The organism is Citrifermentans bremense (assembly GCF_014218275.1).
Lineage (GTDB): Bacteria > Desulfobacterota > Desulfuromonadia > Geobacterales > Geobacteraceae > Geomonas > Geomonas pelophila.
Genome location: NZ_AP023213.1, coordinates 2678333 through 2692104 on the forward strand (window position 1 = coordinate 2678333; position 13772 = coordinate 2692104).

Below are 13772 nucleotides of genomic sequence, written 5' to 3' on the forward strand. Positions count from 1 at the left end.
GGTTTAACCCGCATTTTTGGTTTTCCTCTGTGACCTCCGTGTGCCTCAGTGACCTCTGTGGTGATGCTTTTTATCAGTGTTAAAGCGGTTCTTCCTGGACCCAGCCGTTTTCAAGGTCCAGATCTTCCAGCGCCTCTACCGCCTCGGCATACTCTTCCGCGGTTATCCTTCTGTCTATGCCGGGTGTCTCTGCTGCTGCATGCGCCGGGAAGAACTGGCTCATAAGCGCTATGTGCGTCTCGGCGCCAAGGTTCTCGGCGATCCAGTGAAGCGTCTCGGCGCTCCCCGCCTGCCCCTGAGGCAGGACCAGGTGGCGCACGATGAGCCCCCTGACGGCGATGCCGTCCTCGTCCAAGTGAAGCTGCCCAACCTGCCTCAGCATCTCGGCAAGCGCCTGCCGGTTCGCCCCGGTGTATCCCGGCGCCCCGGAGAGCCTGACCGCCACCTCGTCGGAAGAGTACTTCATGTCCGGCAGGTAGATGTCCACCACCCCGTCCAGAAGCGCCAGCGTCTCCAGGCTCTCGTACCCGCTCGTGTTCCAGACGATGGGGAGCGTGAACCCCTTGCGGATGGCGAGGTAGAGGGCCGCCAGTATCTGCGGCGTGAAGTGCGTCGGGGTGACGAAGTTTATGTTGTGGGCACCCTTTTGCTGCAACCCCAGCATCTTCTCGGCCAGCTTCCCGGGTGTCAGGTCCTTGCCGTTACGCAACTGGCTGATGGGGAAGTTCTGGCAGAACTTGCAGTTCAGCGTGCAGCCGGAGAGGAAGATGGTCCCTGAGCCGCGCGTACCGGAAATGGGTGGCTCCTCCCCCCGGTGGATGGCGGCGGAGGCTATGCGCAGCGTCTTGTCGCTACCGCAAAGGCCGTTCTCCCCGGCCAGCCGGTTCACCCCGCAGGCGTGCGGGCAGATGTCGCAGGCAGCGAGGCGGGCATATGCCGCCTTGATGCGCCGCGCCAGCTCGCCGCTGCGGTAAAGCTCATGGTAACTCATGCCCCTACGCCTTGTGCTGCTCCATCATCTCGACGAACCTGTCGAACAGGTAGTGCGAGTCGTGCGGCCCCGGGGACGCCTCGGGGTGGTGCTGCACGGAAAAGATCGGGAGGGTCTTGTGGGCCATCCCCTCGACCGTCTGGTCGTTCAGGTTCTCGTGCGCGAGCCCGGCCACGTTGCTAAGCGACAGGATGTCTACCGAGAAGCCGTGGTTCTGCGCGGTGATCTCGACCTTCCTCGTGGCCATGTCCATGACCGGAAGGTTGGAGCCGTGGTTGCCGAACTTGAGCTTGATGGTGCGGCCGCCCAGGGCGAGCCCCAGGAGCTGGTGCCCCAGGCAGATGCCGAAGATCGGCTTTTTGCCGACGAACTTCTTGATGTTCTCGATTACTTCCTTCATCGGCTCCGGGTCGCCGGGGCCGTTGGAGAGGAAGATGCCGTCCGGGTTCATGGCGAGAGCGGACTCGGCAGGGAAGGTCGCCGGCACCACGGTGACGTCGCAGCCCGCGGATACCAGGCAGCGCAGGATGTTCAGCTTGATGCCGAAATCGTAGGCGACGACCTTGTACTTGAGATCCTTGCGTTCGACCTGCGGGTAGCCGGTCTTCAGGTCCCAAAGCCCCTCGGTCCAGTGGTAGGGGGCGCTGCAGGTGACACCGGTGGCGAGATCAAGGCCGCTCATGGAGGGAATGGCGCGCGCCTTCCTGACCAGGCTCTCCGGATCGAAGTCGATGGTGGAGATGATGCCGTTTTGGGCCCCCTTGTCGCGCAGGTGGCGGGTCAGGGCGCGGGTGTCGATCCCCTGGATCCCGACGATCCCGTTCTCCTTGAGGTAAGCGTCAAGGCTCATGGTGGCGCGGTAGTTGGAATAGCAGTCCAGGTACTCCCTGACGATGAAGCCGGAGAGGTAAAGCTGACCGCTTTCCACGTCTTCCGGGTTGATGCCGGTGTTGCCGATCTGGGTGTAGGTCATGGTGACCATCTGCCCCTTGTAGGAGGGGTCGGTGAGGACTTCCTGGTAACCGGACATGGCGGTGTTGAACACCACCTCGCCGCTTGTTTCGCCCGTCGCGCCGAAGGTCTTACCCTTGAAAATCCGGCCGTCCGCCAGAGCAAGTACTGCTTTCATTTATTCTTCTCCCAAGTCCGTTATATTTCTGCCGCGCCTAAGCGCGAGATTGATTCGGTTGATCTTACGCCTGGTACACCACCTGGCCCTTCACGACGGTGTAGACCGCCCTCCCCTTCAGCTTCCAGCCGAGGAACGGGGAGTTCTTGGATTTCGATTCGAGCTTCGCCGCCTCGACCTGCCACTCTTTGGACGGGTCGATGACGGTGACGTCGCCCACTGCCCCGACCTTCAGGGTGCCCCGGTCGAGCCCGAGGATCTTCGCCGGGTTGCAGGACATGAGCGACACCAGCTGGTTCAGGTCCAGGCGCCCCTCTTCGACCAGCTTCAACGAGAGCGGAAGAGAGGTCTCGAGCCCGACGATGCCGTTCAGGGCGACGTTGAACTCGACGTCCTTCTCGTCCGGGTGGTGCGGGGCGTGGTCGGTGGCGATGGCGTCGATGGTGCCGTCGGCAAGCCCGGTCTTCATCGCCTCTACGTCGGCCGCGCTCCTCAAGGGGGGGTTCATCTTGGCGTTGGTGTTGTAGCCGCGCACCGCATCGTCGGTCAGGGTGAAGTAGTGCGGCGCGGTCTCGCAGGTGACCTTGACGCCGCGCGCTTTCGCGTTGCGGATGATGCGGGCCGATCCCACGGTGGAGATGTGCGCTATGTGCACCGGGGCCCCGGCGAACTCGGCGAGGTACACCTCGCGGGCTACCGCGATGTCCTCGGCGGCCCAGGGGATCCCCTTGAGCCCCAGCTCGGTGGAGACGAACCCTTCGTTCATGACCCCTTCCCCCACGAGGGCGAGGTCCTCGGAGTGCGAGATCACGGCGATGCCGATCCCCTTGGCGTACTCAAGGGCGCGGCGCATGAGCTCAGAGTTGCAGACCGGCTTGCCATCGTCGGAGACACCGACGCAGCCTGCCTCCTTCAACTCCCCCATTTCGGCGAGGCTCTCACCCTTGCCCCCCTTGGTGATGCAGCCAATAGGAAAGACGTTGACCAGCGCCTCGCTCTTGGCCTTGTTGATGACGTAGGAGGCGACGGCCTTGCTGTCGATCACCGGCGAGGTGTTCGGCATGCAGGCCACGGAGGTGAAGCCCCCCGCCGCAGCGGAGCGGCTACCGGTGGCGATATCTTCCTTGTATTCCAGGCCGGGGTCGCGCAGATGCACATGCATGTCGATCAGCCCGGGGGTGACGATCAGCCCGGTGGCGTCGATGGCCGGTGTCCCCTCCGGCGCGCTAAGCCCCTGCCCGAGTTCCAGCACGACACCGTCGGCGATGAGGACATCCATGACTGCGTCCATCCCCTGAGAGGGATCAATGACACGCCCGCCTTTTATCAAAAGATTCATCTCTATACCCTCCTAAAACCTTTTAAGGTTGAACGTGATCTCGGTTACTCCACCGGCTCGCCGCCGCAGACGTGGTACAGCATCGCCATGCGCACCGCCACGCCGTTTTCGACTTGGGTCAGGATGGCGGACTGGTCGCAGTCGGCGACCGAGGAGGCAAGCTCGACGCCGCGGTTGATGGGGCCGGGATGCATCACGATGGCGTTCTTCTTGGCGAGGGTGAGCACTTCGGGATTGAGCCCGAAGTAGCGCGAGTACTCCCGCATGCTGGGGAGCAGGGTCTTTCCCTGGCGCTCCAGCTGGATTCTCAGCATCATCACAACGTCGGCCTGGTCCACCGCCTCGCGCATGTCCTTGCAGACGGTGACGTTCCCCAGCCGCTCGATACCGACAGGCATCATGGTCGGAGGTCCAGCGAGGAAGACGTGGGAGCCCATGGTGGTAAGGCCGTAGATGTCGGAGCGGGCCACGCGGCTGTGGGTGATGTCGCCGACGATGGCGACTTTCAGCCCGTCCAGCCTGCCGAACTTCTGGCGCATGGTGAGCATGTCCAAAAGCCCCTGGGAGGGGTGCTCGTGGGCGCCGTCGCCCGCGTTGATGACCGAGCAGGAGACCCTTTTCGCGAGGTATTCGTGCGCGCCGGAAACGGCGTGACGCATCACGATGATGTCGGGCTTCATGGCGAGGAGGTTGTTGGCGGTGTCGGAAAGCGTCTCGCCCTTGACCACGGAACTGGTCGAAGCGGTGATGTTGACCGCATCGGCGGAAAGCCTCTTGGCGGCAATCTCGAACGAAGTGCGGGTCCTGGTGGACGCCTCGTAAAAGAGGTTGATCACCGTCTTGCCGCGCAACGTCGGCACCTTCTTGATGTCCCGCTGGTTGATCTCGCTGAGACTGTCAGCCGTGTCCAGAAGGAGCGTGATCTCCTCCCTGGTCAGATCCTTCAGGGCGATGATGTCTTTGTGCCTGAAACCCATGGTCCCCCCCTCGGTTTGCGGAGCGCACACCTGCGCTCCAGCGTTAAGCAAAACGATTTCAATTGATGCTGCCCCCCGGATCATCTCAAGGTCCGGAGAGGAGAAAGCGTTATTTCTGCAGGATTACCTCGGTCGGCTTGTTGCCGGCGTCGAAGGCTACCACGATGTTCTCGCTCCTGCTGGTCGGGACGTTGCGCCCCACGAAATCGGCGCGGATGGGAAGGTCGCGGTGACCGCGGTCCACCAGCACGGCGAGCTGGATGCAGGAGGGACGCCCCTGGTCGATCAGCGCGTCCAGGGCGGCACGGATGGTGCGACCGGTGAAGAGGACGTCGTCGACGAGCACCACCTTCTTCCCCTGGATGGAGAAGGGAAGCTCGGTCTTGCCTACCGGCAGGTGCTCGGCGTGTCCCTTGATGTCGTCGCGGTACATGGTGATGTCCACCGCGCCGCAGGGGACCTCGACCCCCTCGATCTCGGCCAGGCGCTCGGCAAGCTCCTGCGCCAGGAAGACGCCGCCGGTCCGGATCCCTACCAGGACGAGTCCCTCTACCCCCTTGTTCTTCTCAAGCACCTCGTGGGCTATCCTGGTGAGCGCCCTTTTGACGCCGCTGCCGTCCAGAATTACCGTATTGTCAGCCATAATAACCCCCTGTTATCGGCATAAGAGCCTGTTCTGAAGCAGTTTCGGGTCCGCGCCAGTTTCAACTAAAAAGAGCCTTTCCGCGCAAAGGGGCGAAAAGGCTCTTCCAATAGATAGTAAAAGAGTGCTTTATGCTTCACCTTTGCTAACCTCACGGGGCTAAATTAAAAGGCAGGAGATAAATTTCGACCAAATTAACACCGGGACAGGTGAGAGTCAAGGCGAAAGTTGAAGAAGCAGACGGGGTTTAAATTAAGACTTAGTAACAATTACTGCTACTTCCGGGTAAAACCACAAGGCGGAACACAGAGGTCACTGAGGTTCACGGAGGACACAGAGTTTTTCAGGGAAATCAAAGACAAAGGCTTCACCACAGAGGAACACGGAGGGACACATAGTAAAAAGCAGGAAAAGAACAAGCTTTGGGTTTATCCCGAAAGCCTACGATTGATCCGAAGTTATCCGTCTTTTCCGTTTGATCCGTGTGCGATGCCTTTCTCCTTTGACTCCCCTTGCCTTACCATAGGCAAAGTGCTATAAAGTTCGAACCCTTCGGGAATTTAAAGGACTTTGCGGAAAGCGTAATGCCGCATGGGCAAGAGGAAGAACTAGATGTTGACAGGTAAACAGAAGAGGTATCTCCGGGCGTTAGGCCACGGCCTGAAGCCGGTGATCCAGGTGGGAAAGAGCGACGTGAGCGAGGCGCTGATCCGCGAGACCGCCGAGGCGCTGGCGAGCCACGAACTGATCAAAGTGAAGGTGCTGGAGAGCTGCATGATGGACCGCCACAGCGTGGCTGAAGAGCTCTGCAACGCGTGCGAGGCCGACCTGGCGCAGGTCCTGGGGCGGACCCTGCTCCTCTACAAGCCCGCCAAGGAGCCGAAGCTGGAACTCCCCAAAGCGGAGAAGAAATAGAAGTCAAAGGCTTGTACACGGATCAAACGGAAAAGACGGATAACTTCAGATAAATCGTAAAAAACAGAAGCTTTTTCGGGGAAAGCAAGGCAAAGACACTCACCACAGAGATACACAGAGGAACCACAGAGGAAAGGCAAAAGACTAAAGCCTTTGATTTTCACCAAAAGAGCTTTTGATTTTCCTGCTTCTGTTTTTCCTCTGTGTCCCTCTGTGTTCCTCTGTGGTGAAAGATTTAGGGTTTCAGTTTAGGTTTTATACCCTCTCGTAAGGCTCGAACAACCTCTTGAACTCGTCCAGCGCAAAACGGTCTGTCATCCCCGCTATGTAGTCGCAAATCACCCTCTCCCTTCCGTCTCGCTCCATCTTCACCTGGTGCTTCATGGGCAATAACGTCGGGTGCTTGATGTACATCTCGAAAAGCTCGGCCAGGTAACGCTCGGCCTTGACCCGCATCCGCTCCACCTTGTAGTGTCGGTAGAGGTTCTGGAACAAAAAGCGCTTCAGTTGGGCGTTTCTGTCCGCCATGGCGGGACTGAAGGCGACCACGGGAAGGTTCACCCGCTTCAAATCCTCCAGGGTCTCTATCTTGAGCGTCCGCAGGTTGTCGGCAGTGGTGTTGACCAGGTCGTTGATCAAAACCCCGATCAGCGCGCTCACCGTCTGGCAGATGCCTCGGTCGACGTCTATGCCGGGGTACTTGGCCAGTATCCCCTCGTGCACCTCGTTCCAGAGCTCCACCTTCTTCAGCTGGTTCAGGTTGATGTAGCCGGACTTAAGACCGTCGTCTATGTCGTGATTGTTGTAGGCGATCTCGTCGGCGAAGTTGATCAGCTGCGCCTCGATGCTGGGAACGGTGCCGGGGAGAAACTCCTGGTAGATGGAGGCTGCCGGGGCGTCGTACTGCGAGGAGTGCTTGACGATCCCCTCGCGCACCTCCCAGGAGAGGTTCAGCCCGTTGAAGTGCGGGTGGCGCTCCTCCAGCTCGTCCACCACCCGAAGTGACTGCAGGTTGTGCTCGAACCCGCCGCACCCTTCCATGAGCCGGTTCAGCACCTCCTCGCCGGTGTGGCCGAAGGGGGTGTGCCCGAGGTCGTGGGCCAGCGCCAGGGCCTCGGTCAGCTCTTCGTTCAGCCCGAGCCTCCTGGCTATCCCCTTCCCTATCTGCGCCACTTCGAGGGAGTGGGTGAGCCGGGTGCGGTAGTAGTCACCCTCGTGATTGACGAAGACCTGGGTCTTGTACTCCAGGCGCCTGAAGGCAGCGCAGTGGATGATGCGGTCGCGGTCCCGCTCGAAGGCGGGCCTGTTGTCCCGGAACTCCTCCTGGTACCTGCGCCCCTTGGAACCGGCGCTGGTCGCCGCGTACCCAGCCAGGTCGCTACGCTCCATGGCATGCCCCTCTCTCATTCGCACCCCCTGCTCAAGTGAGCTAAAAGTCTGTAATTTATATACTGGGAAGCAACAGTGTCAACAGCAAAGTTGATTGACGTGATGGATGCATCGTGCTAATAGAGCTTCTGCGTTTTGTATTACTTTTAAATAGATGACTGCCCCATCCCTGAAAGAAGACAAGCTGCATCATGAGGAAGGAGCATGTTCATTGAGATGAAATACAGTAACCGGGAGTTCTTTCCATGCGCGTGATCGCGGGTGAGGCGCGCGGGCGCCAGCTTTTCGCCCCCAAGACCATGCGGGTGCGCCCCACCTCTGACCGGGTCAAGGAGGCGCTCTTCAGCATTCTCTTGAGCCGGCTGGGCGACCTTGCCGGCATGCGGGTGCTGGACATCTTCGCCGGGACCGGGAACCTGGGGATCGAGGCCTTGAGCAGGGGAGCCGAATTCGCCTGCTTCATCGACGCCCACCGGGAGTCGGCCGACACGATCCGGAAAAACCTCGATACCACCAAGTTCGCCGAGAAGGGGAAGGTAGTGGTACAGGATGCGGCGGCGGCTCTCAAGTGGCTCGCCCGCGGCGAGAAGCCGTACCACCTGGTCTTCCTAGACCCGCCCTACGCAGAGGGGCACACGGAAAGGGTGCTGGAGCTGCTCTCCTCATCCCCGCTCATCGATTCCGGCTCGACCGTCGTCGCCGAGTTTTCTGCCAAAGAAGAGATCCCGCGCAGTTTCGGCAGGCTCAGGGAGAGCGAGCGCCGCATCTACGGCGACACCGCCCTATCCTTTTTAACTATTTCGGACAGAGGTGAAACGTGCCCCTGAAAATGGCTGTGTATCCAGGCTCCTTCGATCCCGTCACCTATGGGCATCTGGACATCATCGACCGCGGCTTGAAGATCTTCGACGGCGTAATCGTGGCCGTGGCCCGCAACTCCGAGAAGAACGCGCTCTTCACGGTGCAGGAGAGAATCGAACTCTTAAGCGAGATCCTGAAGGACCGCCCGGAGGCGAGAGTGGAGACCTTCGACGGCCTTTTGGTGGACTACGTGCGGCGCGTCGGCGCCTCCGTCGTCATACGCGGCCTGCGGGCCGTCTCCGACTTCGAGTTCGAGTTCCAGCTGGCCCAGATGAACCGCAACATCACCAGGGAGGTGGAGACGCTGTTCATGATGACTTCCGTCCCCTACAGCTACCTCTCCTCTTCGATAGTGAAGGAGGTAAGCTGCCTGAACGGCCCGGTGGACAAGCTGGTACCGCCGCTGGTGAAAAACGCGCTGGACGCGAAGTTCAGAGGCTGACCGGCATCGCCCACACGCTGCACCTTTTCGGAGGCCCCAGTGATCAGCAAAGAAATGACCATCAGCGAAATCCTCAGGCGTTACCCAGAAACCCTCCCGGTGTTCGAGCGCCACCGACTTGACTGCTACGACTGCCAGCTGGCGGATATCGAGCAGCTCGAGCACGGGGCCACGGTGCACAAGATCGACATCGAGTCCCTTCTGCGCGAGCTCAACGGCAGTATCAAAATCTAGCCCTTTCCCGCATCCCGTCCGCTCGTTACGGGCAAGGCCGCTCCCCCGCCGGGTCCGGCAGCCGTTTCCCTGCGCCATCCATCTCCCGACAGAAGCGGTTTCGCTCTGGCGCTCTCGCCGAACTTCTTTTCAGCGAGCCGGAACGTGCCACAACCTGCAGGCGCTGTACGGCGTAAACTCCGAAATAAACCACGGTCACAAAACGGCCCATTGCCGCCCGGCACGGCCGACGCCAAGCGCCGATCCGCTCTTTACCGGCAGTTTCACGACTTCGGCACCGCATATTAAAAGTTTCTACGAAATAACAAATGGATTGACTTTTTATCAAAAGTGAATAATTTTAGCGTTAATAAAACGCTGGATTACACCTTAACAGGAGTGAACCAATGTCGTCAGAATACAATATCGGTCCGAGGATCAAGAAACTGCGCCTGGCGAGAAAGCTGACCCTTCAGGCTGTGGCCAACGAGACCGGGTTCTCGCCGGCGCTGATCTCGCAGATCGAAAACGACAACGTCTCCCCCCCTATAGCTACCCTGTCCAAGATCGCCAAGTTCTTCGACGTTAAGCTGGCCCAGTTTTTCAGCGAGGACGAGGACAACCGCAAATTCGAGGTGGTGCGCGCCGACCAGCGCACCATAGTGCCGCGGGTGATCTCGAAGGAAGGTACGCGCCAGGGGTACTTCTACGAATCCCTTTCCTTTTACAAGCAGAACAAGAAGATGGACGCCTTCATGGTCACCCTGACCGAGAAGGCGCCTGAGGCCAACACCTACAGCCACGACGGCGAGGAGTTCATCTACGTGATGAACGGCACCGCCGATTTCATCCTGGAGGACCAGAAGATCACCCTCAACGAGGGGGATTCCCTGTATTTCGAGTCGACCCTCGGTCACCGGCTCCTAAGCCACGACGGCAAGGAAGTCCGGGTGCTGGTGGTCGTCACCAAGTAGCAGCCGCACCGGCAGCAGTTGCTTTCAATGGCGGTTAGCCGCGAATCAGATGAGTCAAAGGAGAAACGAATGAGCAAAAAACTGGGTGCCCTTGATTACCACTCAAGCGGCAGAAAAGGGAAGATTGAAGTCATCGCCACCAAACCGTGCCAGACCGCAGCTGACCTGTCCCTCGCTTACTCTCCCGGAGTCGCGGAGCCTTGCCTGGCGATCCAGCAAAACCCCGACGACGCCTACAAGTACACCGCCAAGGGGAACCTGGTCGCCGTCGTCTCCAACGGGACCGCGGTCCTCGGCCTTGGGAACCTGGGAGCCCTCGCCGGCAAGCCGGTCATGGAGGGGAAAGGGGTACTTTTCAAGCGCTTCGCCGACATCGACGTCTTCGACATCGAGCTCAACACCGAGAACCCCGACGAGATCATCAAGGCCTGCCAGCTCCTGGAGCCGACCTTCGGCGGCATCAACCTGGAGGACATCAAGGCGCCCGAGTGCTTCTACATCGAGGAGCAGCTGAAAAAGACCATGAACATCCCGGTCTTCCACGACGACCAGCACGGCACCGCCATCATCTGCTCGGCGGCCCTTTTGAACGCCCTGATGCTGGTGGACAAGAAGATCGAGGACATAAGGATCGTCGTGAACGGCGCCGGCGCCTCGGCCAACTCCTGCGCCAAGCTCGCCATCGCGCTCGGCGTGAAGCCCAACAACATGATCATGTGCGACACCAAGGGGGTCATCTACAAGGGCAGGGTCGAGGGGATGAACCCCTACAAGGAGCTCTTCGCCGCCGAGACGCACTTCCGCACCCTTGAGGAGGCGGCCGAAGGGGCCGATGTCCTCTTCGGGCTCTCGGCCAAGGGCGCCTTCACCCCCGAGATGGTCCGTTCCATGGCGCCCAACCCGATCATCTTCGCCATGGCGAACCCCGACCCGGAGATCACCCCGGAGGAAGCGCACGGGGTGCGCGGCGACGTGATCATCGCGACCGGCAGGAGCGACTATCCCAACCAGGTGAACAACGTCCTCGGCTTCCCCTTCATCTTCCGCGGCGCGCTCGACGTGCGCGCCACCGCCATCAACGAGGAGATGAAATTGGCCGCGGTGCACGCCCTGGCGAAACTTGCGCGCGAAGAGGTGCCCGATTCCGTCAGCAAGGCCTACGGCAACGAGAAATTCAGCTTCGGCCCGAGCTACATCATCCCGAAACCCTTCGACCCGCGCGTGCTTTTGCACGTAGCCCCGGCGATCGCCCAGGCCGCCATGGACACCGGCGTTGCGCGCATGCCGATCGCCGACATGCCCAAGTACCTTGAGCAGCTCGAATCCTCCCAGGGGAAATCCAAAGAGATCATGCGCATGATCATCAACAAGGCGAAGAGCGACCCGAAGAAGGTGGTCTTTTCCGAGGGAGAGGACGACAAGATCCTGCGCGCGGCCCAGGTGCTGGTCGAGGAGGGAATCGCCAAGCCGATCCTGATCGGCGACCAGAAGAGGATCAAGCAGAAGATGGAAGATCTGAACCTCGACCTGGACGTTCCGATCATGGACCCGTCCGATTCCGAGCTCACCGAGGAGTACGCCGAGGAGCTCTACCGCATAAGACAGAGGAAGGGTCTCACCATCTCCGAGTGCCGCCGCATCATGCGGCGCAAGTCGCGGGCCCATTTCGGCAACATGATGGTGCACATGGGGCACGCCGACGCGCTTTTGGGCGGGATCGACACCCACTACCCGGAAACCATCCGCCCCGCGCTGCAGGTCCTGGGCAAGCAGGAGGGGCTCTCCAGCGTGCACGGCCTCTACATGATGGTGTTCAAGAAGGACGTCTACTTCTTGGCGGACACCACGGTGACCATAGACCCGACCGCGGAAGAGCTGGCCGAAACGGCCATCCTCGCCGCCGAGATGGTGCACAAGCTGGACATCGAGCCCCGCGTCGCCATGCTCTCCTTCTCGAACTTCGGCTCGGTGGACCATCCGCAGACGCTCAAGGTCAAGCGCGCCGTAGAAATCGTCAAGGAGCGCGCTCCCAACCTGGTCGTCGAGGGTGAGATGCAGGCGGACACCGCGGTGGTGCCTGAACTTCTGGACGGCTTCACCTTCTCGAAACTCAAGACCCCGGCCAACATCCTGATCTTCCCGGACCTGAACTCCGGCAACATCTGCTACAAACTCTTGCACCACCTGGGTGGCGCGGAGGCGATAGGGCCGATCCTCATGGGGATGAACAAGCCGGTGCACGTACTGCAGCGCGGCGACGACGTCAACGACATCGTCAACATGGCCGCCATCGCGGTAGTGGACGTACAGAACCTGTAAACGGTACGCCCTTCCCCCGTAAACGGGGAAGGGCGTACTTTTGCTTGACTAATGCGCGGCTTCGGCTTAAAAGACTCACTCCCACAGTGAGTCAAATTAACTTATGCCAACAAATGGTGCCAAATGACACTGCTTGACAAGGTACTGACCAACAACGAAAAATTCGTGAAGCCGGGGGCGTTCCCCCCCCTCCCCAAGGACCCCAAACGCCAGCTCGCCATCTTCACCTGCATGGACACGAGGCTCGTCGACTTCCTGGAGCCCGCTATGGGGATCAAGCGGGGCGACGCCAAGGTGATCAAGAACGCCGGGAACACGCTGGTGGACCCAAACGGAGGCGTGATCCGGAGCCTCGTGGCCGCGATCTTCCTCCTTGGAGTCGAGGAGATCTTCGTCATAGGGCACAAGGACTGCGGCATGTCGACGGTCGACGCGGAAAAGCTCAAGGCCAAGATGATCGCCCGCGGCGTCGACCCGGCGGCCATCGACAGCCTCGTCCCCGACCTTGGTCAATGGATGGGGGCCTTCGCCTGTCCGGAGGAGAACGTGGAACGGGTCACCAGCATCATCCGCAACAGCCCGCTGATCCCGAAAGACGTCCCGGTGCACGGCCTCATCTTCTGCCCCAACGACGGCCACCTGGAGGTGATCGTCCGCGGATACTGAGCGAACAACTGAAATCGAAGAAAACGAAGGGCCCGCGTCTGATGACAGATGCGGGCCTTTCGTCGTCTAAGGAGCATCGTTCGAAACTCCGACGCGCATCTGCCGCTTAAGCCGAAGACGCTGGCGTAAAGAAGCTGTAACGGGTAAGCCTCGTTTAGGTAACGATGCTATTAGATACCTTGACTTACAGCAGTTCGGGTAATAAATATTGGTCGTGGCCGGGGGTACCGCGCTCATGCCAAGGGCGCAGAGACCAACGGTCCCGGCTGTCCAGCACCGAGGAGGTTCGGGACAGACACAAACGCAGTAAAAGAAGTCTCTTTGTCTGTTATGGCCCGTGACTGCTACACGGGCCGATTTTTTTCCCGCTGCAAAAAACCGGATCCCGCATCGGCGACAGGTCGCAGTCGACCGGTCCAGCCTCTTCTCTGGCAAAGTTGCCTCCCGCCCGAAGAAACCTTTGCCGCCCGGCAGGTCCAGGCGCGCTAAATGAACGGTCAAAGCCACACAATTGGGAGGAGAAGGACATGAAAAAGTACCGGCACCTGGTAGCGGCGCTCTTTTTGGGCGCGGCAGTTGCCCTGATGATGGCAGGTTGCCAGGGGGACGCAAAGGTGGTCAACGTGGGCGAGGTCGGCGACAAGCCCGACAGGTTCAACGGGGAAATAACCCTTGCCGGCGTCGTGGGCGCCATCTCCCCGTACGACAAGACCGTCGTCGGCCTGATGGACGTGCAGGAGTTGAAGTGCAAAACCGGCAACTGCGAGAAGGTCTTCATCCCGGTAAGGGTCGCGGAACAGGTTCCCTCGGTAGGGGACGAAATCAGGGCGACCGGCGCCTTCCACAAGTACCCCAACGGCTACACCTTCGACGCGAAGAAGGTGAAGGTGGTCAAAAAACACAACCTCAAGTAA

Annotated in this window: 14 protein-coding genes; 8 read left to right on the forward strand and 6 right to left on the reverse strand. The window is 60.1% G+C overall.

Annotated features, from left to right (window positions below):
• Positions 1-79 precede the first annotated feature (79 nt).
• The 5 genes from GEOBRER4_RS11795 to pyrR all read right to left on the reverse strand — a co-directional run bounded on the left by GEOBRER4_RS11795 (position 80) and on the right by pyrR (position 5079).
• Positions 80-991 (reverse strand): radical SAM protein, encoded by a 912-nt coding sequence (locus tag GEOBRER4_RS11795; protein ID WP_185242457.1) that lies wholly within the window; start codon positions 989-991, stop codon positions 80-82.
• Positions 992-995: 4 nt separating this feature from the next.
• Positions 996-2120: a glutamine-hydrolyzing carbamoyl-phosphate synthase small subunit gene (gene carA, locus GEOBRER4_RS11800; RefSeq protein WP_185242458.1), complete on the reverse strand. Its 1125-nt coding sequence runs from the start codon at positions 2118-2120 to the stop codon at positions 996-998.
• 64 nt (positions 2121-2184) lie between these two features.
• The gene (locus GEOBRER4_RS11805) at positions 2185-3459 is read right to left on the reverse strand and encodes a dihydroorotase (protein WP_185242459.1); all 1275 of its coding nucleotides are present in this window, start codon (positions 3457-3459) and stop codon (positions 2185-2187) included.
• Positions 3460-3503: 44 nt separating this feature from the next.
• Positions 3504-4436, reverse strand: a complete 933-nt coding sequence (locus GEOBRER4_RS11810) for an aspartate carbamoyltransferase catalytic subunit (RefSeq protein ID WP_185242460.1) — start codon at positions 4434-4436, stop codon at positions 3504-3506.
• A gap of 109 nt (positions 4437-4545) precedes the next feature.
• On the reverse strand, positions 4546-5079 hold the full coding sequence (pyrR, locus tag GEOBRER4_RS11815; protein ID WP_085812419.1) for a bifunctional pyr operon transcriptional regulator/uracil phosphoribosyltransferase PyrR: 534 nt from the start codon (positions 5077-5079) through the stop codon (positions 4546-4548).
• A 612-nt stretch (positions 5080-5691) separates the two neighbouring features.
• Here pyrR and yhbY point away from each other — a divergent pair.
• On the forward strand, positions 5692-5994 hold the full coding sequence (gene yhbY, locus GEOBRER4_RS11820) for a ribosome assembly RNA-binding protein YhbY (RefSeq protein WP_185242461.1): 303 nt from the start codon (positions 5692-5694) through the stop codon (positions 5992-5994).
• A 255-nt stretch (positions 5995-6249) separates the two neighbouring features.
• Here the strand turns inward: yhbY and GEOBRER4_RS11825 are convergent, their stop codons facing one another.
• Positions 6250-7401 carry a deoxyguanosinetriphosphate triphosphohydrolase gene (locus GEOBRER4_RS11825; protein WP_185242462.1) on the reverse strand — a complete coding sequence of 384 codons (1152 nt, stop codon included), beginning with the start codon at positions 7399-7401 and terminating at the stop codon, positions 6250-6252.
• A gap of 227 nt (positions 7402-7628) precedes the next feature.
• Between GEOBRER4_RS11825 and rsmD the strand changes: the two genes are divergently transcribed.
• From rsmD to GEOBRER4_RS11860, 7 genes are all read left to right on the forward strand, one after another.
• Positions 7629-8210 carry a 16S rRNA (guanine(966)-N(2))-methyltransferase RsmD gene (gene rsmD, locus GEOBRER4_RS11830; protein WP_185242463.1) on the forward strand — a complete coding sequence of 194 codons (582 nt, stop codon included), beginning with the start codon at positions 7629-7631 and terminating at the stop codon, positions 8208-8210.
• Positions 8201-8686, forward strand: coding sequence for a pantetheine-phosphate adenylyltransferase (coaD, locus tag GEOBRER4_RS11835; protein ID WP_085812415.1), 486 nt, complete (start codon positions 8201-8203; stop codon positions 8684-8686). The genes rsmD and coaD overlap by 10 nt, the downstream gene beginning before the upstream one ends.
• Positions 8687-8725: 39 nt before the next feature.
• Positions 8726-8920, forward strand: coding sequence for a DUF1858 domain-containing protein (locus tag GEOBRER4_RS11840; protein WP_226377769.1), 195 nt, complete (start codon positions 8726-8728; stop codon positions 8918-8920).
• Positions 8921-9306: 386 nt separating this feature from the next.
• Positions 9307-9873 carry a helix-turn-helix domain-containing protein gene (locus tag GEOBRER4_RS11845; protein WP_015837601.1) on the forward strand — a complete coding sequence of 189 codons (567 nt, stop codon included), beginning with the start codon at positions 9307-9309 and terminating at the stop codon, positions 9871-9873.
• A 69-nt stretch (positions 9874-9942) separates the two neighbouring features.
• Positions 9943-12192, forward strand: a complete 2250-nt coding sequence (locus tag GEOBRER4_RS11850; RefSeq protein ID WP_185242464.1) for an NADP-dependent malic enzyme — start codon at positions 9943-9945, stop codon at positions 12190-12192.
• 123 nt (positions 12193-12315) lie between these two features.
• Positions 12316-12858, forward strand: a complete 543-nt coding sequence (locus GEOBRER4_RS11855) for a beta-class carbonic anhydrase (RefSeq protein WP_185242465.1) — start codon at positions 12316-12318, stop codon at positions 12856-12858.
• Between the two features lie 527 nt (positions 12859-13385).
• Entirely contained in the window at positions 13386-13772 is a 387-nt protein-coding gene (locus tag GEOBRER4_RS11860; RefSeq protein WP_185242466.1) for a hypothetical protein, read from the forward strand.